This window comes from Burkholderia sp. ABCPW 14, from assembly GCF_001523835.1.
In the GTDB taxonomy this organism is placed as follows: Bacteria; Pseudomonadota; Gammaproteobacteria; order Burkholderiales; family Burkholderiaceae; genus Burkholderia; species Burkholderia mayonis.
The window spans coordinates 12768-35760 of record NZ_LOVS01000149.1; the positions used below are offsets into that span (position 1 = coordinate 12768).

22 protein-coding genes are annotated in these 22993 nt (G+C 67.2%); 11 read left to right on the forward strand and 11 right to left on the reverse strand.

Features of this window, described 5'->3' with window-relative positions; all coding sequences use genetic code 11:
* Positions 1-53 precede the first annotated feature (53 nt).
* A complete protein-coding gene (locus WS62_RS23520) occupies positions 54-2075 on the reverse strand; it encodes an NADPH-dependent 2,4-dienoyl-CoA reductase (RefSeq protein ID WP_066575950.1) in 2022 nt (673 codons plus the stop codon).
* A gap of 151 nt (positions 2076-2226) precedes the next feature.
* Between WS62_RS23520 and WS62_RS23525 the strand changes: the two genes are divergently transcribed.
* From WS62_RS23525 to WS62_RS23545, 5 genes are all read left to right on the forward strand, one after another.
* Positions 2227-2784: a PadR family transcriptional regulator gene (locus WS62_RS23525; protein WP_066575951.1), complete on the forward strand. Its 558-nt coding sequence runs from the start codon at positions 2227-2229 to the stop codon at positions 2782-2784.
* 246 nt (positions 2785-3030) lie between these two features.
* Positions 3031-3813 carry a hydroxyethylthiazole kinase gene (thiM, locus tag WS62_RS23530; protein ID WP_066576482.1) on the forward strand — a complete coding sequence of 261 codons (783 nt, stop codon included), beginning with the start codon at positions 3031-3033 and terminating at the stop codon, positions 3811-3813.
* Positions 3814-4406: 593 nt separating this feature from the next.
* Complete coding sequence (locus WS62_RS23535) at positions 4407-5240, forward strand: TauD/TfdA family dioxygenase (protein WP_066575953.1); 834 nt, start codon at positions 4407-4409, stop codon at positions 5238-5240.
* 164 nt (positions 5241-5404) lie between these two features.
* Positions 5405-6292 carry an AEC family transporter gene (locus WS62_RS23540; protein ID WP_066575956.1) on the forward strand — a complete coding sequence of 296 codons (888 nt, stop codon included), beginning with the start codon at positions 5405-5407 and terminating at the stop codon, positions 6290-6292.
* 384 nt (positions 6293-6676) lie between these two features.
* Complete coding sequence (locus tag WS62_RS23545; protein WP_066575958.1) at positions 6677-7636, forward strand: universal stress protein; 960 nt, start codon at positions 6677-6679, stop codon at positions 7634-7636.
* 448 nt (positions 7637-8084) lie between these two features.
* Here WS62_RS23545 and WS62_RS23550 read toward each other — a convergent pair whose 3' ends face one another.
* From WS62_RS23550 to hyfB, 7 genes are all read right to left on the reverse strand, one after another.
* Positions 8085-8501, reverse strand: a complete 417-nt coding sequence (locus WS62_RS23550) for a hypothetical protein (RefSeq protein ID WP_066575959.1) — start codon at positions 8499-8501, stop codon at positions 8085-8087.
* A 447-nt stretch (positions 8502-8948) separates the two neighbouring features.
* Positions 8949-9473 carry an NADH-quinone oxidoreductase subunit B family protein gene (locus tag WS62_RS23555; protein WP_066575962.1) on the reverse strand — a complete coding sequence of 175 codons (525 nt, stop codon included), beginning with the start codon at positions 9471-9473 and terminating at the stop codon, positions 8949-8951.
* Complete coding sequence (locus WS62_RS23560) at positions 9473-11086, reverse strand: hydrogenase large subunit (RefSeq protein ID WP_066575964.1); 1614 nt, start codon at positions 11084-11086, stop codon at positions 9473-9475. Before WS62_RS23560 ends, WS62_RS23555 begins: the two co-directional genes overlap by 1 nt.
* Positions 11087-11089: 3 nt before the next feature.
* Positions 11090-12550, reverse strand: a complete 1461-nt coding sequence (locus tag WS62_RS23565) for a hydrogenase 4 subunit F (protein ID WP_066575965.1) — start codon at positions 12548-12550, stop codon at positions 11090-11092.
* Positions 12543-13202: a formate hydrogenlyase gene (locus WS62_RS23570; protein WP_010118847.1), complete on the reverse strand. Its 660-nt coding sequence runs from the start codon at positions 13200-13202 to the stop codon at positions 12543-12545. The genes WS62_RS23565 and WS62_RS23570 overlap by 8 nt, the downstream gene beginning before the upstream one ends.
* On the reverse strand, positions 13203-14153 hold the full coding sequence (locus WS62_RS23575) for a respiratory chain complex I subunit 1 family protein (RefSeq protein ID WP_066575968.1): 951 nt from the start codon (positions 14151-14153) through the stop codon (positions 13203-13205). It lies immediately after the preceding gene.
* Positions 14147-16153, reverse strand: a complete 2007-nt coding sequence (gene hyfB / locus WS62_RS23580) for a hydrogenase 4 subunit B (protein ID WP_066575970.1) — start codon at positions 16151-16153, stop codon at positions 14147-14149. Before hyfB ends, WS62_RS23575 begins: the two co-directional genes overlap by 7 nt.
* 377 nt (positions 16154-16530) lie before the next feature.
* Here hyfB and WS62_RS23585 point away from each other — a divergent pair, with 377 nt between their 5' ends.
* The 6 genes from WS62_RS23585 (at position 16531) to WS62_RS23610 (ending at position 20148) form a co-directional block, all read left to right on the forward strand.
* The gene (locus WS62_RS23585; RefSeq protein ID WP_066575972.1) at positions 16531-17304 is read left to right on the forward strand and encodes a YoaK family protein; all 774 of its coding nucleotides are present in this window, start codon (positions 16531-16533) and stop codon (positions 17302-17304) included.
* 536 nt (positions 17305-17840) lie between these two features.
* Positions 17841-18287 carry a hypothetical protein gene (locus WS62_RS23590; RefSeq protein ID WP_066576485.1) on the forward strand — a complete coding sequence of 149 codons (447 nt, stop codon included), beginning with the start codon at positions 17841-17843 and terminating at the stop codon, positions 18285-18287.
* Between the two features lie 63 nt (positions 18288-18350).
* The gene (locus WS62_RS23595) at positions 18351-18614 is read left to right on the forward strand and encodes an HPr family phosphocarrier protein (protein ID WP_066493549.1); all 264 of its coding nucleotides are present in this window, start codon (positions 18351-18353) and stop codon (positions 18612-18614) included.
* 35 nt (positions 18615-18649) lie between these two features.
* Positions 18650-19456 carry a fused MFS/spermidine synthase gene (locus WS62_RS23600; RefSeq protein ID WP_066575975.1) on the forward strand — a complete coding sequence of 269 codons (807 nt, stop codon included), beginning with the start codon at positions 18650-18652 and terminating at the stop codon, positions 19454-19456.
* A 106-nt stretch (positions 19457-19562) separates the two neighbouring features.
* Positions 19563-19781 carry a ribbon-helix-helix protein, CopG family gene (locus WS62_RS23605; RefSeq protein ID WP_010109026.1) on the forward strand — a complete coding sequence of 73 codons (219 nt, stop codon included), beginning with the start codon at positions 19563-19565 and terminating at the stop codon, positions 19779-19781.
* Positions 19782-19821: 40 nt separating this feature from the next.
* Positions 19822-20148 carry a hypothetical protein gene (locus WS62_RS23610; protein ID WP_066493554.1) on the forward strand — a complete coding sequence of 109 codons (327 nt, stop codon included), beginning with the start codon at positions 19822-19824 and terminating at the stop codon, positions 20146-20148.
* Between the two features lie 4 nt (positions 20149-20152).
* Here the strand turns inward: WS62_RS23610 and WS62_RS23615 are convergent, their stop codons facing one another.
* From WS62_RS23615 to narI, 3 genes are read right to left on the reverse strand one after another with little or no spacing between them, the layout of a single operon-like run.
* A complete protein-coding gene (locus WS62_RS23615; RefSeq protein WP_066575978.1) occupies positions 20153-21427 on the reverse strand; it encodes an MFS transporter in 1275 nt (424 codons plus the stop codon).
* Between the two features lie 24 nt (positions 21428-21451).
* The gene (locus tag WS62_RS23620) at positions 21452-22249 is read right to left on the reverse strand and encodes a peptidylprolyl isomerase (RefSeq protein ID WP_066575981.1); all 798 of its coding nucleotides are present in this window, start codon (positions 22247-22249) and stop codon (positions 21452-21454) included.
* Between the two features lie 7 nt (positions 22250-22256).
* The gene (gene narI / locus WS62_RS23625) at positions 22257-22940 is read right to left on the reverse strand and encodes a respiratory nitrate reductase subunit gamma (protein WP_066575984.1); all 684 of its coding nucleotides are present in this window, start codon (positions 22938-22940) and stop codon (positions 22257-22259) included.
* Positions 22941-22993: the final 53 nt, after the last annotated feature.

A 22993-nucleotide genomic window follows, 5' to 3' on the forward strand; every position in this document is an offset into this window, starting at 1 on the left:
TGCGATGCCGCGCCGCACGAGCCTCCGCGAGCACGGGCGGCGAGCGGCGCTCGTCAGATCGACGCGGCGAGCGTCGTGCCCTGCACGATCGCGCGCTTCGCGTCGAGCTCCGCGGCGACGTGCGCCCCGCCGATCAGATGCACCGAGCAGCCGGCCGCGCGCAGGCCGTCGTACAGTTCGCGCCGCGGCTCCTGGCCCGCGCAGACGACGACGCTGTCGACGGCGAGCGTCTGCGGCTCTCCGTCGATCCGCACATGCAGCCCCGCGTCGTCGATCCGCTCGTACGACACGCCCGACGACATCGCGACGCGCCGCGCCTTCAGCGACGTCCGATGAATCCAGCCCGTCGTCTTGCCGAGCCCGTCGCCGACCTTCGACGCCTTGCGCTGCAGCAGATGCACGTTGCGCGGCACGGCCTCGACGTGCGGCGTGCGCACGCCGCCGCGCCCTTCGTAGCCGACGTCGATGCCCCATTCCGAATAGAACTTGGGCGGCGCGACGCTCGCGCTTTCGCCCGTCTGCGTCAAATACTCGCTGACGTCGAAGCCGATCCCGCCCGCGCCGATCACGGCGACGTTCGCGCCGACCGGGCTGCCGTCGCGCAGCACGTCGAGATAGCCGAGCACGTTCGCGCGATCGATGCCGTCGATGTCGGGCACGCGCGGCATGACGCCCGTCGCGAGCACGATTTCGTCGAAGCCGCCGCTCGCGAGCCCCGCGACGTCGACGCGCGTATTCAGATGCAGCTTCACGCCGCTCAATTCGATCTGCCGTTGAAAATAGCGCAGCGTCTCGTGGAATTCCTCCTTGCCGGGCACCTTCTTTGCGATGTTGAACTGTCCGCCGATCTCGGACGATGCTTCGAACAATTCGACGTCGTGCCCGCGCTCGGCTGCCGTGACCGCGAAGCTCAGCCCCGCCGGCCCCGCGCCGACGACCGCGATCCGCTTGCGCGTCGCGGCGGGCTCGATCACGAGCTCGGTCTCGTGGCACGCGCGCGGATTGACGAGGCACGACGTGATCTTGCCGCTGAAGATGTGGTCGAGACACGCCTGGTTGCAGCCGATGCAGGTGTTGATCTCGTCCGCGCGCCCCTCGCGCGCCTTGCGCACGAACTGCGAATCGGCGAGGAACGGCCGCGCCATCGACACCATGTCGCAATAGCCGTCGGCGAGCAGCTGCTCGGCAACGTCGGGCGTGTTGATCCGGTTCGTCGCGATAAGCGCAATGCCGACCTTGCCGACGAGCCGCTTCGTCACCCACGCATACGCGGCGCGCGGCACCTTCGTCGCGATCGTCGGGATGCGCGCTTCGTGCCAGCCGATCCCGGTGTTCAGGATCGTCGCGCCAGCCGCCTCGATCGCCTGCGCGAGCTGGATCACTTCGTCGAGCGTCGAGCCGCCTTCGACCAGATCGAGCATCGACAGCCGATAGATGATGATGAAGCGCGGCCCGACTCGCTCGCGCACGCGCCGCACGATCTCGACCGGAAAGCGAATGCGGTTCTCGTACGGGCCGCCCCATTCGTCGTCGCGATGGTTCGTGCACGCGGCGATGAACTCGTTGATCAGATAGCCCTCGGAGCCCATGATCTCGACGCCGTCGTAGCCCGCGTATTGCGCGAGCGCCGCACAGCGCGCGAAATCGTCGATCGTCGCTTCGACCTCGCTTGCCGACAGCGGATGCGGCGTGAACCTGTTGATCGGCGCCTTCAGCGCGCTCGGCGCGACAAGCGTCGGATGATATGCATAGCGGCCGAAATGCAAAATCTGCATCGCGATCTTGCCGTCGGCGTCGTGCACCGCGCGCGTGACGATCCGATGGTGCTCAGCCTCTTCTTCGGTCGTGAGCATCGAGCCGCCCGGCACCATCCGGCCCCGCTCGTTCGGTGCAATCCCGCCCGTGACGATGAGCCCGGCCTCGCCGCGCGCGCGCTCCGCGTAGAACGCGGCCATGCGCTCGAAGCCGTTTGGCGCTTCCTCGAGCCCGACGTGCATCGAGCCCATCAACACGCGATTTTTCAACGACGTGAAACCGAGCTCCAGCGGAGCTGTCAGGTGGGGATAGTGGGTCATCGGTCGCTCTTTTTTGCAACGGGTTGCATAAATATATCGACGTGCGCCTGCGAATGCAACGCGTTGCATAAAGTGGGCGCTCTAAACGGGCAGGCATCCCGCGATATGGCAAGATGCAAGAGTCTCCACCACCCGCTGCGCTCGATCGTCAATGTCCCTGCCTCACGCGCTGCTCACCTCCCTCGCCGAACGCCCGGGCTCCGGCTCCGAGCTGACGCGTCGCTTCGACCGCTCGATCGGCTACTTCTGGCACGCGACTCATCAGCAGATCTACCGCGAGCTTGCGCGGCTCGAGGATGAAGGCTGGGTCGAGTCGGCGCCCGTCGAGCAGGCGCGCGGGCGCAAGCGCGCGTACCGAATTCGGCCGGCAGGCCGCAAGGAGCTGAAGCGCTGGATCGCGCTGCACGACGATCCTAAGCCGCTGCGAGACGAGCTGATGATCCGGCTGCGCGCGGAGGCGGTCGTCGGGCCGACCGGGCTCGCCGACGAAATCAGGCGGCGGCTCGAACTGCATCGGCAAAAGCTCGCGGCCTATCGCGAGATCGAGGCGCGCGATTTCGCGCACGACATGGACACGAAGGATCGGCGCTTGCAGCATCTCGTGCTGCACGCGGGGATCATGCAGGAGAGCCTGAGCGTCGAGCTGATGCAGCATGCGCTGGACATTCTGTCGATGCCGGACGAGAAGTCGAAGCGGCGAAGCACGTGACGTCGTGCACGCATGCGAGCCGACGCATGCACACGCGATCATGCAAGCCGCGAGCTCCTGCGGCAGAGAATCGATCGAAGACCTTTGACGGCGATCCACGCATGCGCGCGCCGCAACGGTTACAGTGCGGCGAGCGCACTTCACGAAGACCGCCGGCAGACATCAGAGCACGCTTCACGCATGCACGAGCAGTCGCGCATGCACGCTCGAATGCTCGAATGCCCGAATGCGACGAGGAACCACCACATGAAATCGATCTCCTGGAATACGCCGTCCGTCCGCCACGAGTTGGCCGCGCTCAGGCAAGCCGCGCCGTTCGTCTACGGACTCACGAACTACGTCGCGGCAAATCTCAGCGCCAACGTATTGCTCGCCGTCGGCGCGGCGCCCGCGATCGGCGCGGCGGCCGACTGGCCCGCCCGCTTCGGCGCCAGCGCCGGCGCGCTTTGGATCAACACCGCCGCACTGATGAGCAGCGGCGCCGACTCGCTGCGAGCGGCCGCGCGCGCCGCCGCCGAAGCGGGCACGCGCTGGGTGCTCGATCCGGTCGCGGTCGGCGCGGGCGCGCCCGAATACGACGCGATCGTGCGCGATCTGCTCGCGTTCAAGCCGACCGTGATCCGCGGCAACGCGAGCGAGCTGATCGCGCTCGCGGGCGGCGCCGCCGCCGGCAAAGGCGTCGACACGACTGCGAGCTCGGAAAACGCGCTCGCGTTCATTGGCGATCTCGCGCGGCGCAGCGGCGCGATCGTCGCGGTGAGCGGGCCGACCGACTACGTGACGGACGGCGTCGACACGCTCGCGATCGCAGGCGGCGACGCGCGCTTGACGCGCGTGACGGGAGCCGGATGCGCACTCGGCGCGTTGATCGCGGCGCTCGTTGCGCAACGCGGCGCGCCGCTGCTCGCGACGGGGGCGGCGCATGCGATCTACGCGATTGCCGCGGAGCGCGCGGCGGATGCGCGCGGCACCGCTTCGTTCGCCGTCCGGTTCGTCGACGAATTGTCGTTGCTCGCGCCGGCCGAATAAGCGTTTGAAACGATTTGCTTGACGAGACGCGCGCCGTTCACGCGTCTCGCGCACGGCCGTCTCGTTCGCCTTTTTCTCCGTCGCATCCGAAGCACGCCGCAATATCCATGGGGCCGCGATCGAATTCTCGAATCGGCACCTGCCGCCAGCCTGCCTCTTCATTGCCCATGTTTTAAAACGTTCGAATTTTTATCACCCAGCACCGAATATCGGATGCGATCGCCAATCAGAAAATATTTAATAATTTCGCCGATTTGCATATCCCGAAACGGTGCCGGCGCTTGTACTGCGCGCCTGACGCTTGAGCAGACACAACATCCGGAATGCAATGCCGCTTGAATTGCGCCATTGCATACGATGCGGAAATAAAACGAGCTCCGTCAGTAAAACAACGCATCACTCCCCACTCCGACTTTCCAATCTGAAATTAGATCTATCAATCTATTTGTAAACTATTTTGCAGCACATTTATGTATTTGTAATATAAACGATAGAAAGTGGAAAGAGAGACAGGCGGAGACGGCGCCCGATAATAAGCATTATCGAAACACTTGGGCGAAAACCGTGTGCAATCCACGTTCCGAGGGCCGATTATGTTGACTTTGACTTCCAGCATTTCTACGCAATCGCTTCGTCAACCGTTCGACAGCACGTTGCCGCTGACCGACGTGACGCTGTCTGTCCACTCTCCCAGCACGATGACCGACGACGAGATCTCCGACATGATCGGAACCTTCAATCGTTACGGCTTCGTGATCCTCGACTGCGAGTCGTCGGAAAGGGAGAACCTGCTCGCGCTCAAGCCGCTGCTCGGCAACGCCGCGCCGCATAAGCGCGCGGATGCCGACGGCGTCGTCCCCATCAACGCGTTCAAGCCGGTCGCCGGACACATCGACTCGTCGCACGAAGCGCATCTGCCGCATACGGACGGCGCGTTCTCGGACGCGCCCGAGCGGATCATCACGCTGCAATGCGTGAGACCGGCGCAGGAAGGCGGTCTGTCGACGCTGTCGAGCGCGAAGGCCGCGTATCGTCACATCGTCGAGCACTACGGCGACGTCGCGCCGCTCGTGCGCGCCGATGCATTGACGATCGAGCGCACGACGCAGAAGAGCACGGCGGCCGTGTTCAAGCCGGAAGACGACGGCTGGTCGATCAAGTTCCGGATGAACGACGGCGCCGCCACCGCAACGCCCGCGCCCGCCGCCGCCGACATGTACGACAGCCTCGCGCGCTTCCTGACCGATCCGGACAATGTGCTGCTGTTTTCGCTCGAGCCCGGGCAGATCCTGATCGGCGACAACACTGCGGTCACGCATGGACGCACCAGCTATCCGCAGGACCAGCGCCGCAACATGCGCCGTCTGAATTTCGACGGCCGCGGCGCGCTCGAACGCGAGTTCGTCTTCGGCTTCGGCGAAGACTGATCCGGCTTCGCCCGCGCCGCGTCACCGAGCGCCGCGCGCCGGCCGCCGTGCGACGGCCGCCGTGCGACGGCCGCCGTGTGACGGCCGCCGCGATTGCGTCGCGCGGCCGGCGCGCACTACGCCGCATCGGCGGCCCACGCCGCCGTCTCCTTGAGATCGTCTGAATGCAAAACGATTTTTCGCTGGTCGTCTTTCCGATCTTCGTGTGCTCGCTGATCGGCCTGCTGTGGGTCAAGCTCAAGCTGCCGATGAACGCCGCGTGCCTGAGCGCGCTCGTGTCGAACATCGGCATTCCTTGCCTGCTGCTGTCGTCGCTCGATCGGCCGAACCTGACGGCGCGCGTGCTCGTCCATACGTTCGCCGCGGGAGCCGTCGCGCTCGTGTGCTTCGCGGCGCTCGGCGCGCTCTTCCTGCGCGTGCTGCAGCTGCCGCTGCGGCAATACCTGCCGTCGCTGATGCTGCCCAATACGTCGAATCTCGGCTTGCCCGTCGCGCTTTTCGCGTTCGGCGAGCCGGGTCTGCTGTATGCGGTCGCTTTCTCCGCGCTCGTGCAGATCGGCCATTTCACGATCGGCGTCTGGCTGTTGTCCGGTCATGCATCGTGGAAATCGATCGCGGCGAGCCCGACGATCTGGGCGGTCGTCGTCGCGCTCTTCATGACGTTGAACGGCCTGCACCTGCCCGCGCCGCTCGCGGCGGCCTCGACGCAGCTCGGCAACATGGCGCCGCCGCTGATGCTGCTGATGCTCGGCGCGTCGCTCGCGAACATCCGGCTCGCCGGCTTGCACCGGGTCGCGGTGCTCGCGGTCGTGCGCGTCGCGGGCGGACTCGGCGTCGGGCTCGGGCTCGCGTACCTGCTCGGATTGCCGAGCGTCGCGGCGGGCGCGTTCGTCGTTCAATGCACGATGCCCGTCGCGGTGCTGAGCCACCTGATCGCACAACAGTACGACGGCCCGACCGAAGACATCGCGGGCATGATCCTCGTGTCGACCGGGCTCGCGCTCGCCGGGCTGCCGTTGATGCTGGCTTCGACGAAACTGGTTGTCGGTTAGGCGGAGGAGTTCGGTTTCCGGTTTCCGGTTTCCGGTTTCCGGTTTCCGGTTTCCGGTTTCCGGTTTCCGACTTCCGACTTCCGACTTCCGACTTCCGACTTCCGACTTCCGACTTCCGACTTCCGACTTCCGACTTCCGACTTCCGACTTCCGACTGTCGGCTTTCGGCTTTCGGCTTTCGGCTTTCGGCTTTCGGCTTTCGGCTTTCGGCTTTCGGCTTTCGGCTTTCGGCTTTCGGCTTTCGGCTTTCGGCTTTCGACTGTCGCGCGCACGCCGACGCCGCACATGCGCCATTCCGCCGTGCTCGAAAAGATTGATTTCGCTCAACGAATACCGGGACCGTTGCCGCAGAATGACCAGACAGTGGGTCTGTCCAGCACGTTGATGGAGTCGCCGATGTCCACCGATACCTCGAACCACGCCCCGTTATCGCTGCCCGAACGCATTCTCGTCGCGATCGATGCGTCGAAGGCATCGCTGCGCGCGCTCGCCTATCTGAAGCTCGTGGTGCCCGCCGGCGCGACCGTGCGCTTCGTCAGCGTCGTCGACACGCCGCGCGCGTACACGCTGCCGCACACGTTCGCGCCGTCCGAATTCGCGGCGGCGCACGTCGAGCTCGTCAACGATGCGTCGAATGCGCTCGACGACGCAACCCATGCGTTCGGCCGCGCCGACGTCATCACCGAAACGGCGATCGTCGATCTTGCGAAGAAAGGCGGCGACGTCGTCGACGCCCTCCTCGACGAAACGCGTGACTGGAGTGCCGATCTTCTCGTCGTCGGCTCGCGCCAGTACCAAGGGCTGCTGCGCTGGGTCGACCGCAGTGTGTCCGAGCCGCTGCTCGCGAAGACGGATTGCGCGATCCTCCTCGTGCCGCCCGGCATCGAGACCGCCGAGCATGCGCCGAAGCGCATCATGCTCGCAACCGACGGCAGCCCGATCGCCGCACACGCATTGCGGTACGGCGCGCAATTCGCGACGTCCGACACGCATTTGCGCGCGATCTACGTGATCGACCGCGCGGTGCGGCTCACCGATTTCGTGCCGATCCATGTGCTCGAAGACGCGTTCGTCGAGGAAGGCGAAAAGGCGCTGGCGGTGGCGCGTCAGTTGCTCGACGAAGCGCCGGGCCAGTCGAGCACCGCGGTCGTCAGCACCGACCGCACGAGCGACGACGTCGCGCACACGATCGTCCGCGAAGCCGACCGCTGGCCCGCCGACCTGCTCGTGATGGGCACGCACGGCAGACGCGGCGTGTCGCGCTGGCTGCTCGGCAGCGTTGCGTTGCGCGTCGCGCGGCTCACGCAGATTCCGCTGCTGCTCGTGCACGCGCCGGCTGCCTGAGGCGCGAAAGCGGCCGCTGCGGCATGCAAGCGGCTCATTGTTTTGCTTTGCGCACGTTTGGGCAAACGCGGTGGCGCGAGCATTTGGATGCTCGTTTCGGCTTCGGTTTCGGCTTCGACGCGAAGTCGGCTCGCGATCCGGCGTTGCTCAAACGGGATTCGCCAGTGTCGATTACGGCGAAGCGATTCGCCTCTCCAAAGCACCGCGCCCATCGCGGCCGCGCTTTCTCCGCGTCGCCGTCATCCGGAAACGAGAGGTATCCGCACGCGGCGCTCCGTCCCCGTCGCCTTCCGCGTATTTGATCGAGCACTGGCGCTGTCGCTCGCGGTTCTTACATGCGGCTACCAGCATTGTCCGGAATCCCGAGTCGGCGAAACAGCCACATCGGCAAAACGCGGTAGCCGTTCGCCGCCGCTCGCTTCGTTCATTCGCCGGCTCACGCGCGCCGCTACGTACCCGAGCGAGGCTTGTCCGCGCCGTCCGTCTTTTCATCGAGCAGCACGGCCAACCCGCCCGGCCCGAGCTTGCTCACGCTGACCCAGAAGGGGCCGCCGCCCGGCGTCTCGCCCGTCGGCACGATCGGCACCTTGTAGTAACGGTTCAGCATCATCAGGAACGCGAGCGCGTAGCCGCGCCGCCGCTCCGACGGCGCGATCTCGAGGCTATGCACGTACAGTCGGTCGGTCAACCGCGAAAGGCCATATATCGCTTCGCCGACTCGCGCGCCTTCCGCATTGCGGATGACTACCGCCCATTTCGCATGCGCCGCAGGCTCGATCTCCACTTCGGCCGCCTTCGTCTCGATCTTGATCGACGGCAGGCGGCGCAGCTTGCGCCAGGCTCGGAAACTCCGCAGTAATCCCATCGACTTCGTGCCTTTCTATTCCGTTGCTCGCTCGGCCGAAATTGGCTTTGACAGTGAGTTTTCGCGTCTTTCGGGAAACTGGCTGGCGTACGGACTAGGTACAGCTTCGAGCAGGCGCGGCAACTTATTGTATTTTTCGATCCAGCAAGAGTGCGATAAAAAGTGCCTGATTGGAAATCAGCAAAAGACGAGAGCGGCGTAGGATTCTGCGCAGCAGATGTAGGAATTCCCCTACGTAAAAAATGGATATGTTCGCGGGCCGCGCGTGCGTTCGCGCCTGGCGCGGCAACGCACCGATCGTACGGTTTGAATGTGTCTCGATGTGGGGAGGAATCCGCAGGTTCGTGCGCGCGATTCGCGTTGCAACGCGACGCCACGGCCGCCGGCATAAACTCCGCCGCCGCCTTTCCCGGCCAGGAACCGGGGAGCGTCGGCGCTACGTTGGAATCAACGCCCGCCCGTGCGCGTATGCGCGAGCGCGCCGCGAATCCCGCGCAACAGATCGATCGGCCGCGGCGGACAGCCCGGAATCGTCAGATCGACCGGCACGAGTTTCTCGAGCGGCCCGCACACCGCGTAGCTGTCCGCGAACACGCCGCCCGTGCATGCGCAATCGCCCGCCGCGACGACGAGCTTCGGCGCGGGCGTCGCGTCGTACGCGAGACGCACGGCGTCCCGCATGTTGAGCGTCAGCGGCCCGGTGATCAGCAGCATGTCCGCATGCCGCGGGCTCGCGACGAACTTGATCCCCAGCCCCTCGATGTTGTAGTACGGATTGCCGAGCGCATGCAGTTCGAGCTCGCAGCCGTTGCACGAGCCGGCGTCGATCGCGCGAATGCACAGCGCGCGCCCGAGGATGTCGAGGATGTCCTGCTGGAGGGGCTGCGCATCGCGCTGCCACGCGTCCTCGCCGGGCGGCGCGGGCTCGCCCGGCCGTCCGGTGCGTGCGATCTGTCTGATGAGCTGCCACATTACAGGTCGTGCCCCGCGTAGTTCAAGTTGAACGACTTGTTGATCAACGGAAAGTCGGGAACGATGTTGCCGATGATCGCATGTTCGAGCGCCGGCCAGTTGTGCCACGACGGATCGTGGCAATGGCAGCGCTCAACGTCGCCGCGCGCGCCGAGTTCGAGCGCGACGAGCACCGGGCCGCGCCAGCCTTCGATCCAGCCGACGCCGCGCCGCGCATCGTCCGCGCCGCGTCCCGCCACTCGCGTATCACCCGAGCCGCTCGGCGCGTCCGCAACGGATGCAACCGACGCGGCAATCCCGTCGCCCGGCAGATCGGCAAGCAGCGCGCGTATCGCCCGCATCGATTCGTACGTCTCCGCAAAACGCACCGCGACCCGCGCGGCGACGTCGCCGCGCTCGTCGCTGACGACGTCGACAGGGACCGCATCGTACGGCGCGAGCCGGTGGTCGACGCGCACGTCGCGCGCCCGCCCGCTCGCGCGCGCGGCGAGCCCGCAGACGCCGAAATGCGCGGCCGTCTGCGCGGTGAGCCGCCCCGTGCCCGCGAAGCGGTCCTGCAGGCCGGACTGATCGTCGTAGATCGTCTGCATGGCGCGCACCTCGGCCTCGATCCGGCCGCACTGCGCGGCGATCGCCGCGGCATCGTCCGCCGTGATGTCCCGCTCGACGCCGCCGGGCACGATTCGATCCATCAGAGAGCGATGCCCGAAGATCCCGTCGTTCAGACGCAGCCAGTCCTCCTTGAGCCGCGAGAACTGCGCGAGGCCGACCGCGAAGCCCGCGTCGTTGCCGAGCGCGCCGAGATCGCCGAGATGATTCGCGACGCGCTCGCGCTCGAGCAGCAGCGCGCGCAGCCGCAGCGCGCGGTCCGGCACACGGACCTTCATCGCCTGTTCGAGCGCCATGCAATACGCCCACGTGAACGCGACCGTCGAATCGCCGGCGATGCGCGCGGCGAGCCGGCTGCCCGCAAGCGCATCCGCGCGCTCGAACAGCCGCTCGACGCCGCGATGCGCGTAGCCGAGCCGTTCCTCGAGCCGCAGTACCTTCTCGCCGACGACCGAGAAGCGGAAATGGCCGGGCTCGATCACGCCCGCGTGAATCGGTCCGACCGCGATCTCATGCACGCCGTCGCCCACGACCGGCACGAACGGATAGTCGGCCGCCGCGCCGTCGAAGCGCGCCTGGCCCGTCACGTTCTTGCGCAGCGGATAGTAATCGCGCGGCCATGCGCCGTGATCTAGCCATGGCCGCGTATCGCCCGCGCCGCGCGCGCGCAGCCCGACGAGGTCGAAGACGGCGCGCTGCATCCGCGCGGCGCTCGCGAAAAGCGTCGACAGATCCGGGTAATCTCCCGCTTCGTCCGTCGCCGGCTCGACCGGCAGCCGCAGCCACAGCAGGCCGTCGTCCAGCTCATACGCGGCGCACATCTCGAAGCGGCCCGCGACGGGCTCGCCGCCCCATAGCGTGACGAGCCGCCCGCCCGCTTCGCGGATCGTCGCGGCGGCGCGCGTCCACGCGTCGGCGTCGATCGATGCGAACACGACGCGCGGCTGCCCCGCCGCGCTCGCCAAGCGCGTTTGGCCGGGAATGTGGAACGATTCGATTCGCATCGCCTACCCCGCGATCATCGCCGCCGCCTGCCGATACCAGGTCGCGAGATACGGCGGCACGTAGAGCCCGAGCATCAAGCCGAGGCCGAGATGCACGAATACCGGCAACAGCGCCGGCGGATGCTCGAGCGTCGCGACGTTCGGTTCGCCGAACACCATCCGCTGCACGCGCATGAAGATCGCCGCGAACGCCGCCGCGAGCGCGACGAGCAGGAACGGCGCGCTCCACGGCAGCTTCGCGATCGCCGTCGTCAGGATCAGGAATTCGCTCGCGAACACGCCGAACGGCGGCATGCCGAGGATCGCGAGCGCGCCCAACATCATGCCCCAGCCGACCGTGGGGCTCACCTGCAAGAGCCCCTGAATGCCGTCGATCGCCTGCGTGCGCGCTTTCTGCGCCGCGTGCCCGACCGTGAAGAAAATCGCCGACTTGACGAGCGAATGGACCGTCATGTGCAGCAGCCCGGCGAACGTCGCGACCGGGCCGCCCAAGCCGAACGCGAACGTCATCAGCCCCATGTGCTCGATCGACGAATACGAGAACAACCGCTTCACGTCCTTCTGCCGGAACAGCGAAAACGATGCGACGAGCACCGACACGAGCCCGAAGCCGACGAGCAGATGGCCGGGCAGCCCGTTGCCGAGCGCGCCGTCGGCGAGCACCTTGCAGCGCAGCACCGCGTACAGCGCGACGTTCAGCAACAGCCCGGACAGCACCGCCGAGATCGGCGTCGGGCCTTCGGCGTGCGCGTCGGGCAGCCAGCTGTGCATCGGCACGAGCCCGACCTTGGTTCCGTAGCCGACGAGCAGGAACACGAACGCGATCGACACGATCGTCGGATCGAGCTGCGTCTTGACGGCATTCAGGCTCGTCCACAACAGCGCGTCGCCGTCGGCGAGCCGCCGGCCCGCCGCGAGATACAGCAGGATCGTGCCGAACAGCGCCTGCGCGATGCCGACGCCGCACAGAATGAAGTACTTCCACGCGGCTTCGAGGCTCGCCGCGGTCCGGTAGACGCTGACGAGCAGCACCGTCGCGAGCGTCGCCGCCTCCATCGCGACCCACAGCACGCCGACGTTGTTCGTCAGCAGCGCGAGCAGCATCGCGAAGATGAACAGCTGGTACATGCAGTGATAGAGCCGCATCCGCCCGTCGCTCATCTTGCCGCGGTCCTGCTCGATGCGCATGTACGGATTCGAGAACAGCGACGTCGTCCAGCCGACGAACGCCGTCAGCGTGACGAGGAACACGTTGAACGGATCGACGAAGAACAGCTCGCCCAGCGCGAACATCGGCCCGTGCGCGACCGTGCGGGCGGCGAGCAGCAGCGCCGCCGCGCACGTGAGGAAACTGAAGCCCGCGTTTAGCGCGCGCGCGACGTGCTGCCGCCGCACGAACGCAAGGCACCCGCCCGCGACGAGCGGAATGCCGAGCGACGCCAGCAGCAGATAGACGTCAATCATCTTTCAGTTTCTCGAGATGGTGTATGTCGAGGCTGTCGAACTGCTCGCGAATCTGGAACATGAACACGCCGAGGATCAGGATCCCGACGAGCACGTCGAGCCCGATCCCGAGCTCGACGATCATCGGCATTCCGTTCGTCGCCGCCGCGGCCGCGAAGAACAGACCGTTTTCCATCGACAGGAAGCCGATCACCTGCGGAATCGCCTTCGCGCGCGTGATCATCATCATGAACGACAGCAGCACGCACGCGAGCGCGATGCCGAGCGTGCCGCGCGCGGCCGATTCGGCGAGCCGGCTGATCGGCGCCGCGACGTTGAACGCGACGATCACGAGCGCGATGCCGGCGACGAGCGTCGTCGGGATGTTGAGGAGCGGCTCGACATCGGCCTTCACGTTCAGCCGCTGCACGAGCCGGTAGAGGATCCACGGGATCAGCCCGACCTTCAGCAGCAGCGTGAGCGCGGCGGACACGTACAGGTGCGTGTCCGCGGTCACGAAGCCCAGGATCAGGTTCGCCGACACGAGCGCGACGCCCTGCAGCGTATACAGATGGATCAGCGACAGGATTCGCCGCTGGCTCAGCATCGCGAACGACAGCAACAGCAGGATCGCCGCGAGGAAATTGATGAGCTGGGTCGCGTAGCCGTGCATCTATGCCCCCAGCAGGAAATGGACGAGCATGCCGATCACCGCGAGCAGGAACGCGGTCGCGAGGAATTCGGGCACGCGAAAGAGGCGCATCTTCGCGTTCGTCGTCTCGACGACCGCAAGCGCCGCGCCGCCGACGAAAAGCTTCACGAAGAGCGCCGGCAGCGCGAACAGCAGCGCGAGCGGATTGCCCGCCTCGGCGATCCCCCACGGCATGAAGAGCGCGAGGCCAATGCACGAATACGCGAAGAGCTTGAGGCTCGCCGCCCATTCCATCAGCGCGAGATGGCGGCCCGAATATTCGAGGATCAGCGCCTCGTGGATCATCGTCAGCTCGAGGTGCGTCGCCGGGTTGTCGACCGGCAGCCGCGCGTTTTCCGCGAGCGACACGAGCGTAAACGCGATCCCCGCGAACGCGAGGCTCGGATAGATCACGAGCTCGCGATGGCCGAGCGTCGCGACGATGCTCGTCAGGAGCGTCGACTGCGTGATCAGCGACGCCGAGAACAGCACCATCAGCAGCGCCGGCTCCGCGAGAAAGCCGATCAGCATCTCGCGGCGCGCGCCGAGCGTGCCGAACGCGGTGCCGATATCCATCGCCGCGAGCGACAGCGCGACGCGCGCGAGCGCGAACAGGCCGACGAGCGCGATCGCGTCGGCGGCGGGCGAGAACGGCAGTTCGGTCGACAGCGTCGGCACGATCGCGCACGCGAGCGTCATCGCCGCCCACACGACGTAAGGCGCGCCGCGAAACAGCGGGCTCGCATGCTCCGCGACGACCGATTCCTTGTTGAACAGCTTGTGCAGCATCCGGTACGGCTGCCAGATGCTCGGCGCGCGGCGGTTCTGCAGCCACGCGCGGCACTGGTTGACCCAACCCGTCAACAGCGGCGCGGCCGCGAGCGCGACGAGAATCTCGAGCGTCTGCGACAGGATGCCGGAGCCGGTCACCATCGTCTCACCACCGTCAGGAGAACGATCAGCACGACGAAGCTGTACGTCAGATAGATCGCGATGCGGCCCGTCTGCAGCAGCCCGACGAGCGCCGCGACACGGTTCACGAGCGCGGCGATCGGCTCGTAGAGCAGATGCCACGTGCGGTCCGCGACGCTCATCCGGTATTCCGGGCGCCCGTCGTACGGCGACGGCAGCCGCCGCTCGATCCGGAAGAACGGCGTGAAGATCTCACGGATCGGCTGGCCGAAACCTTCGGCCGTATCCTGCATCCGCGCGGTCACGAACGGATGGCCGCACGACCACGGCGCCGAGCGCCGCAGACGCCCGTGATAAAAGCGCCGCACGAGCAGCCACGCGAGCGCGCAGCACGCGAGGAAGAACAGCATGAAGAGCGCCGGCATGTAACTCGCGCGCGCGGTGGACACGGGCGCGAACAGCAGCCAGCCATGGTTGACGCCGCCGATGCCCGCGCCGATCAGCGAGCGCGTCACCGCGTCGAGCACCTTCACGTACTGGACGGGCGCGAGGCCGAGCAGCACGCTCGCCGCCGCGAACCAGCAGAACGCGACGCGCTCCCACGGACTCGCGTCGCGCGCGCGCGCGAGCTTCGCCTCGCGCGGCTGGCCGAGGAAGACGATGCCGAAGAACTTGACCATCGTGTAGCCGGCGAGCGCCGCGGTCAGCGCGACGAGCGCGGCGACGAGCGGCACCGTCATCCCGAGCACCGAATCGGGCAGACCCGGCGTGAAGAGGAAGCTTTGCACGAGCAGCCACTCCGACACGAAGCCGCTCGACGGCGGCAGCCCCGCGCTCGCGGCGACGGCGGCGAGCATCGCCCACGCGGTCCACGGCATGAAGCGGATCAGGCCGCCGAGCCGCCCGAGATTGCGCTCGCCCGTCGCGTGCAGCACCGCGCCCGTGCCGAGGAACAGCAGGCTCTTGAAGCACGCGTGCGCGACGATCTGATACAGGAGCGCCGTCAGCGACAGCGCGGCGAGCGCGGGCAGACGGTAGCCGAGGAACAGGATCGTGAGACCGAGGCTCACGCACATCAGGCCGATATTGTCGATCGACGAGTACGCGAGCAGCCGCTTCATGTCGGTCTGGATCGTGCTGAACACGACGCCGAGCAGCGCGCTGAAGAGGCCGAGCGCGAGCATCAGCACGCCCCACCATGCAACCTGCACGTGCAGCAGATCGAGGACCGTCCGCAGTATCCCGTACAGGCCGACCTTCAGCACGAAGCCGCTCAGCAGCGCGGACACGGGCGACGGCGCGGCCGGATGCGCGGCCGGCAGCCACACGTGCAGCGGGAAGATGCCCGCCTTCGCGCCGAAGCCGACGAGCGCGAGCACGAACGCGGCCGACGCCGCAAGCCCGTCGAGATGCTGGACGCGCATGCTCGCGAACGTGTAGTCGCCCGTGCCCGCCTGCAGCAGCCCGAAGCACAGCAGGAGCGCGAGCGCGCCGACGTGCGAGATCAGGAAGTACAGGAACGCGGCGCGGCGGATCTCGGCGATCCGGTGGTTCGTCATCACGAGGAAGGTTGCCGACAGCGTCAGCGTCTCCCACGCGACCATGAAGCAATAGGCGTCGTCCGCGACGAGCAGCAGCACCATGCTCGCAACGCAGACGTGGTATTCGAAGCAGATGAGGCCGGGCGCCGTGCCCTCGCCCTTGCGGAAATAGCCGGACGAGAATGCGCCGACGCCCGCCGTCACCACGCCGAGCACGAACAGGAAATAGGACGACAGCGCATCGATGCGCAGATGGAACGGCAGATCGGGCAGGCCGAGCGGCACCACGACGGCGGACGGCGCGGCGAACACGCCGGCGAAGCCGACGCCCGCCAGCGCGAGTCCGGCGAGCGCGCCGAGCGGAAAGAGCCCGTGTGCGACCACGCCGGTGCGGCGCAGGTTCGCGAGTCCGGCGCAGCCGAGCACGAGCCACGCGACAGCGACGAGCAGCACGCATCGGAGAAGCAGGCCCTGTTCCATGTTGTCTGACTCGCGGATCGACTAGCGTCGCGCCAACGGACGTGCGGACGAGTATGGCGAAGCGCCGCGCGCCGTGCAAGCGGCGAAAAGCCGCGCGCATGCGGCGCCGCAGCGTGCGCGACGCGCGCTCGGGCTGCGCGTCTCCTCTTTCTCCTCTTCGATTCGGTGCGTCGAGCCGGGCGTCATCGCAGGACCATCTCGTTACAAGAGTATGATAATGGCGTTATCATCCTAGCACCATTGTCGATCTGTCACCATACGCGCCGATACGCATCGCCTCGCTCCCCGGTACGCCTCGCGTCGCGGCTGTTCGGCGCCCGAATACGCCCGTCCCCGGATAGGTGAGCAGAACGCGCTGGACCATCCGCCGCCACGCCATGCCAGTCGTCTACTTTCGCAGTCTCGCCGGAAAGGACCGCAATCTCGACGCCAACCGGCACCTCGGCTTTTCCCTCGCGTTCGTCGCGGGCGCCGCGAACGCCGGCGGCCTCCTTGCCGTCAAGCAGTACACGTCGCACATGAGCGGGATCGTGTCGGCGATCGCCGATCAGGCGGCGCTCGGCAACGTCGTGCTCGTGTTCGCGGGAATCGCGTCGCTCGTGTCGTTCCTGCTCGGCGCCGCGTCTTCGGCCGTGCTCGTCAACTGGGGGCGGCGCAAGCGGCTGCACAGCCGCTACGCGTTCCCGCTGCTGCTCGAGGCCTTCCTGCTGCTGTGCTTCGGCCTGCTCGGCAGCCATCTCGCGCTCTGGCGGACGTTCTTCGTGCCCGTCACCGTCGTCCTGCTGTGCTTCATCATGGGCCTGCAGAACGCGATCATCACGAAGCTCTCGAACGCCGAGATCCGCACGACGCACATGACGGGCATCGTCACCGATCTCGGCATCGAGCTCGGCAAGCTGTTTTACTGGAATTCGACGCAAGCCGAGCCCGGCGAGCCCGATGTGTACGCGAACCGGCAGAAGCTGCGCGTGCTCGGCGCGATGCTGGCGATGTTCTTCGCGGGCGGCCTCGCGGGCGCGCTCGGCTTCAAGCATGTCGGCTATTCGGTGACGATCCCGCTCGCCGGCCTCCTCGTCGTGCTGGCCGGCGTGCCGATGCTCGACGATCTGCGCGAATGGGCGAGCCGGCCGGGCGACGGGCCCGCGCATTGATGGTGCGCGGGAGCGCGGCGGCGCCCGCCCGCGTCGATCCGCGCGCGTAGATGGGCGGCGGTTGCCGGCGCGGACTCGGGCGGGGTTGCCTGGCTCGGCACGGCACGATCATGGGCCGGCGGCTTGCGCGCTCCGCCCGAACGACAGGTTCGCGTTCCGGGTCCGGCATCCCGGACCCGAAGGCGAGAGCAAGTTCCGAATACCGGCGCTTGCCGCCACCCGGCCGGTCGCGAGCCCACGCCCACGCCCACGCCCACGCCCACGCCGGCAGCAGTGTCGCGCAGGCCGCGACGGCCGGTTACAATTTCACACTGAAAGCCGCCCGTCAGGTGCCGGAGTGCGCGCCGCCTCCCTTCCGGCACCTAGGCCAGCCTCGTCCGGCACATTCGCCCACTTTCCGATCACGCACATATCATGCTAATGTTATGTGCATATACATCCCTTGACACGAAAATGATCGATCGCGCGCCGGCCCCGTCCGGCGATTGGCTCAACTGCACGCGCCGCCCGATGCGCGGCCCGTCCCGGATGCACGCATGTTCGACATGCATGTAGCGCTCCTGGCGCACGACTACGCGCGTCGCGAGCCGCGGGACGTGATGGGCGCGCAGGGGCTCGTGATCGTCGGCGTCGGCCGGAGCGGCGAGCGCGGCTTCCAGATGCTGTACCGCTTCGCGGACGCCTGCGAGCGCCTCGAAGCGCTCGGCACGAACGTCATCTTCGTCTACCCGAAGGAATCGGCGCGCCACGTGCTGGATCGAATCTCGGTCTCGAGCGCGCGGATCCGGCAGCGCCCCTGCCTCTTCCTCGACGACGACGGGCACTTCTTCCGGCGGCCGTGCCCGCCCCGGTCGCTCCTCCTCATGCATCTGAACCGCGACATGAAGCCGCTCGACACGGCGAAGATCGTCCTGCAGGATGACGCGTGGGATGGCGAACTGCTCGCGTTCCTCGCCCGTGCGCAGGCTCGCGTCATGCACTGAGCAGGCACGCGCGAAAGCCGGATGGAACGGCCGGCGCGCGATGAATTACTTGAAGGAATCCGGGTGGCACAAGCATTGATCAAGATCGGCCTGAAATGGCGGCGCTACGACGCCGCGCTCGCCGGTCAGGCGCTCGCCGGCACGGCCTGCCGCTTTCAGAGCGATATCGTCGTCGTCGCGAACGGCCGCCGCGCGAACGCGAAGGACGTGATGTCCGTCGTCGCGCTGCGCGCAAAGTGCGGCACGCAGGTGCAAATCCTGTCGAGCGGCCCCGACGAGGACGACGCGCTCGATTCGCTCGCTTCGTTGCTGACCGCGAGCCGATGAGCGGAAATCGGCCGATGCGACCACGTTTTCCCGGCATGTCCGCGAACGCGTCCGAGCCGCTGTCCGCCCCGCACCGCTGCGGGCGCGCGAACTCGCCGGTCGTGATCGAAACGCCGCACCTCGTGTCGCTGTGCTTCGACGACCGCGGCATGCAAAGCTGCATGTACGTCGACAGTCCGGACATGCTCGCGCTCGGCTACACGCGCACGGTGATGGGCTTTCTGCTGCTGCATCCCGAGCCGCGCCGGATCGCGATGATCGGCCTGGGCGGCGGCTCGCTCGCGAAGTATTGCCACCGGCACCTGCCCGATGCGCGAATCACGACGGTCGAAATCAATCCGGACGTGATCGCGCTGCGCGACCGGTTCCTGATTCCGCCCGACGACGCGCGCTTCGCGATCCTGTGCGCCGACGGCGCCCGCTACGTCGCGTCCGGCGATGCATCCGCCGACGTACTGATCGTCGACGGCTTCGACGCCGCCGGCCTGCCGCACGAACTCGGCAACCGGCAATTCTATGCCGACTGCCATCGTCATCTCGCGGAAGGCGGCGTGCTCGTCGTCAACCTGCTGACCGACGATCCGCGCGTCGCCGACTGCCTCGCCGCGCTGCGCGACGTGTTCGGCGCGTCGGCGACGCTCGCGCCCGCCGAGGACAGCGCGCTCAATCTGATCGGCTTCGCGTGGAAAGGCGACGCGCCGCTGCCGCCGCTCGAGACGATGATCGAGCGCGCGAACGCGATGGCGGATCGGCACAGCGTCGATCTCGTCGAGGCGGCGGTGCGCATCGAACTGGGCGTGAGCTACGACTGGAGCCGGTTCGGCGAACCGGTCGAGGCTTGATCCGCGGCGCGCGAAGCCGCGCCGGAAATGAGGGAACGGACGAAAAATCGTCCGGGAATCGGCATGTATTATAATTTGATTAACATACTCGCCACTGTATCCCGCCATGGAAACGAAAAGCGCTCGTCTGACCGTCCTGATCGACCCTTTCAAGAAGAAGGCGTTCGAGCAGTTGTGCGCCGCGCAGGATCTGACGCCGTCGCAAGTCGTGCGTCAGATGATTCGCGACTATCTCGAGCAGCACGGCGTGAGCTACAAGACGCGCAGTCCGGTTGCCGTCCGCGGCGCCGCGAAGCCGCAGCCGCGCCGCAAGACCGTTGCCTGATTCATGGGCGCGTGCGCGCCCGCGTCGTACGAAAGCCGCAATGATACCTTGCGATGTCTGTCAGCCGCTCCTCGCCGAGCGGCATCCCGCGAGCGGCGTCCCGCTCGTCGCCGTCGGCAAGCCGACCAGGCTGCGGCCGCTGCTGCGCAAGCCGGTCGAGATCGGCAAATACCGCTGCGGCGTCTGCGGCGCGAACTGGATTCGCGAGACCGACGCGTGCGCGCCCGATCAGGTCCACTGGCTCTTCCTCGGCAACGCCTCGAGCATTCTCGAGCCGGCCGCGCGCAAGCGCTGGTCGTCGCACGGCGAGCGTGCGCCGGCGGGCGAACCGCAAGCGCAGCCGGCCGACGCCGAGCGCGTGGCGTGACCGTTCAGCGCTTGACGCCGCCCGGGACCGGCACGCGCCGGATCTCGGACAGATAGAGGATGATCAGCGACACCCAGACGATCCCGTACAGGAACATGAAGCACGTCGAGCGCACGCGGAACAGATCGACGAGCGCGCCGAAGATGATCGGCAGCAGGAAGCCGCCGAGTCCGCCCGCGAGCCCGACGATCCCGGTGACGACACCCATGTTGTCCGGAAAATCGTCGGCGACGTACTTGAACGTCGACGCCATCCCGAACGCGAACACGGCGCCGAGCACGAACGTCAGCGCGACGAACCCGGCGAGCGGAAGGTGCAGCCGCAGCGTCGCGGTGCCGTCGACCGTATGGATCACGAGGTCGGTCGGCGGATAGGACAGCAGGAACAGGCAGATCCACGCGACCCACAGCCCCCACCAGGTCACCGCATGCGAACCGTAGCGGTCGGACAGCCCGCCGCCGAGCGCGCGCAGCACCGAGCCCGGCAGCGAGAATCCCGCCGCGAACGCAGACGCGGCGACGAGCGACATCCCGTAACCGTTCTTCAGATACTGCGGTATCCACAGCGACAGCGCGGTGAAGCCGCCGAACGTGATCGAATAGTACTGGCAGAGCTTCCACACGCGCGGATCGCGCAGCACCCTGAACGAGTCGAGCCACGCGCCCTTTTGCGCGCCCGCGCCGGGATCGGGCGCCGACGCGAGCCAGAAGATCGCCGCGGTGACGACGAGCGCGACGGCGTACACGCGCGGCACGAAGCGCCAGCCATACGCGGCGAGCAAGAGCGGCGTGACGAACAGATTGACCGCCGCGCCGGCCGTGCCGGCGCCGAACACGCCCATCGCGAGCCCGCGCCGCTGCGGCGGAAAGAAGCGCGCGACGTACGGCGTGCCGACCGCGAACGACGCGCCGACGCAGCCCAGAAAGAGTCCGATCAGCAGGAACTGCCAGAGCTCGGTCGCATAGCTGACCGCATAGACGGGCACCGCGCAGATGACGAGCAGCACGGTCATCACGATGCGGCCGCCGAAGCGGTCGGTCCACGCGCCGAGCGGCAGCCGCATCAGCGCGCCCGTCAGCACCGGCGTCGACGTGAGCAGCCCGAATTCGGTCGCGTTCAGATGCAGATCCTCGCGCAGCTGGATGCCGAGCACGCCGAACATCATCCAGACGACGAAGCAGACGAGAAACGCGAGCGTGCTCGCGAAGAGCACCGACCATGCGCGCGCCGGGATAGCGGGGACATGGTCGAACGCGCCGGAACCGTGCTGTGAGGCCATGTCCGCCCTCCTTTGTCGATCAGGTCACTGAACCAGCGGGCCGTTCGCGTCGCCGAACGCGACGCCCTCGATCCGTGCACCGCTCGCGAGGATCGTCACGTATTGCTGGATCGCCTTGTGCCGCACGCGCTCGGCGAGAAACGCGGCGATGTCGGACGCGACCGCATCGAACGGCACCGGATCGCCCGGCACGCGACGATCGATCCGCACGATGTGGAAGCCGAAGCGCGTATTCACGAGGCGCGGCAGCACGCCCAGGTCCGGCGTATCGAACACGGCCGCCTCGAACTCCGGCACCGAATCGCCGCGCAGTAGCTGCCCGAGGCTGCCGCCGACGTTCGCCGACGGACAGTTCGACAGCTCGCGCGCGCGCGCCTCGAACGTCTGCGAATCGGCGAGCACGCGCGCGAGCGTCGCCTCGGCCTCGCGGCGCAGCGGCGCGAGCGGCGTCGCGTGCGTCACCGCGAACAGGATATGGCTTGCGTAGACGATGTCGCGCCGGCGAAAGCGCGCCGCATGGTTCCGGTAATAGCGCTCGCAATCCTCGCGCGTCGGCTCCGGCAAATGCGTGAGCTCGCGCGCGAGCAGCGCGTCGAGCGCGCCGTCGTCGAGCGGCGCGCCGCCCGCATCGAGCCCGAGCGCGACCGCGCGCTGTCGCAGCAACTCGCGCACGACGAGCGCGCGCCGCGCCGCATCGAGCGGATCGTCGGCATCGCCATGATGCGCACGCTCGTCGTCGATGTCGGACACGCCGATCTCGACGCCGTTCACGCTGACGCGCGCGGGCCGCTGCGCGCCGAGGGTTTCGTCGATCGCGTTCATCGGCGTCTCAGCGCTTGCGCACTACTTGATACGGCCGAATCAGATACGCGACCGACGCGAAGCCGCTCCAGATGTGCACCATTCGCGTGAACGGCGACACGAGGAAGATCGTGAAGCCGAGCAGGATGTGCGCGCGATAGGTCCACGGCACGCCGGCGAGCAGCTCGGCGACGCCCGGCCGGAACGTGACGACGCCCTTCACGTAGTCGGTCAGCACTTCGAACATCGCGCCGTCCATGTGGCGCGCCGACAGCACGACGGTCCCGAGCCCGAGCGCGAGCTGCGCCCACAGCATCAGCACGATCAGGATGTCGGACTTGCGGCTGTTGCGGCGGATTCGCGCATCGCCGAGGCGTCGCGCGATCAGGATCGTGAGCCCGACGATCGCGACGGCGCCCGCCGCGCCGCCCCCGACCATCGCGATCAACTGATGCGCGGACGCCGACATGAGCGGCGACACGAGCCAGTGCGGCGCGAGAAAGCCGACGAAATGGCCGATCACGACGACGAGCACGCCCCAGTGGAACAGGTTGCTGCCGAGCCGCAGCGCACCGTGCCGCAGCAGTTGCGACGAATCGCTCTTCCACGTGTATTGCTCGCGATCGAAGCGGATCAGGCTGCCGATCAAAAGCACCGCCAGACACAGATACGGATAGATGCCGAACAGAAACGTATTCAGGTAATCGCTCATGGGCTTCTCCTGATCCTTCGTCGAGTCCTTCGCCGAATCCTTCGGCGAATTTT

Excerpts from the sequence above, each read along its gene's own strand:
- WS62_RS23520 (WP_066575950.1), bottom strand. The coding sequence starts at position 2,075 with ATGACCCACTATCCCCACCTGACAGCTCCGCTGGAGCTCGGTTTCACG.
- WS62_RS23525 (WP_066575951.1), top strand. The coding sequence starts at position 2,227 with ATGTCCCTGCCTCACGCGCTGCTCACCTCCCTCGCCGAACGCCCGGGC.
- thiM (WP_066576482.1), top strand. The coding sequence starts at position 3,031 with ATGAAATCGATCTCCTGGAATACGCCGTCCGTCCGCCACGAGTTGGCC.
- WS62_RS23535 (WP_066575953.1), top strand. The coding sequence starts at position 4,407 with ATGTTGACTTTGACTTCCAGCATTTCTACGCAATCGCTTCGTCAACCG.
- WS62_RS23540 (WP_066575956.1), top strand. The coding sequence starts at position 5,405 with ATGCAAAACGATTTTTCGCTGGTCGTCTTTCCGATCTTCGTGTGCTCG.
- WS62_RS23545 (WP_066575958.1), top strand. The coding sequence starts at position 6,677 with ATGGAGTCGCCGATGTCCACCGATACCTCGAACCACGCCCCGTTATCG.
- WS62_RS23550 (WP_066575959.1), bottom strand. The coding sequence starts at position 8,501 with ATGGGATTACTGCGGAGTTTCCGAGCCTGGCGCAAGCTGCGCCGCCTG.
- WS62_RS23555 (WP_066575962.1), bottom strand. The coding sequence starts at position 9,473 with ATGTGGCAGCTCATCAGACAGATCGCACGCACCGGACGGCCGGGCGAG.
- WS62_RS23560 (WP_066575964.1), bottom strand. The coding sequence starts at position 11,086 with ATGCGAATCGAATCGTTCCACATTCCCGGCCAAACGCGCTTGGCGAGC.
- WS62_RS23565 (WP_066575965.1), bottom strand. The coding sequence starts at position 12,550 with ATGATTGACGTCTATCTGCTGCTGGCGTCGCTCGGCATTCCGCTCGTC.
- WS62_RS23570 (WP_010118847.1), bottom strand. The coding sequence starts at position 13,202 with ATGCACGGCTACGCGACCCAGCTCATCAATTTCCTCGCGGCGATCCTG.
- WS62_RS23575 (WP_066575968.1), bottom strand. The coding sequence starts at position 14,153 with ATGGTGACCGGCTCCGGCATCCTGTCGCAGACGCTCGAGATTCTCGTC.
- hyfB (WP_066575970.1), bottom strand. The coding sequence starts at position 16,153 with ATGGAACAGGGCCTGCTTCTCCGATGCGTGCTGCTCGTCGCTGTCGCG.
- WS62_RS23585 (WP_066575972.1), top strand. The coding sequence starts at position 16,531 with ATGCCAGTCGTCTACTTTCGCAGTCTCGCCGGAAAGGACCGCAATCTC.
- WS62_RS23590 (WP_066576485.1), top strand. The coding sequence starts at position 17,841 with ATGTTCGACATGCATGTAGCGCTCCTGGCGCACGACTACGCGCGTCGC.
- WS62_RS23600 (WP_066575975.1), top strand. The coding sequence starts at position 18,650 with ATGTCCGCGAACGCGTCCGAGCCGCTGTCCGCCCCGCACCGCTGCGGG.
- WS62_RS23605 (WP_010109026.1), top strand. The coding sequence starts at position 19,563 with ATGGAAACGAAAAGCGCTCGTCTGACCGTCCTGATCGACCCTTTCAAG.
- WS62_RS23610 (WP_066493554.1), top strand. The coding sequence starts at position 19,822 with ATGATACCTTGCGATGTCTGTCAGCCGCTCCTCGCCGAGCGGCATCCC.
- WS62_RS23615 (WP_066575978.1), bottom strand. The coding sequence starts at position 21,427 with ATGGCCTCACAGCACGGTTCCGGCGCGTTCGACCATGTCCCCGCTATC.
- WS62_RS23620 (WP_066575981.1), bottom strand. The coding sequence starts at position 22,249 with ATGAACGCGATCGACGAAACCCTCGGCGCGCAGCGGCCCGCGCGCGTC.
- narI (WP_066575984.1), bottom strand. The coding sequence starts at position 22,940 with ATGAGCGATTACCTGAATACGTTTCTGTTCGGCATCTATCCGTATCTG.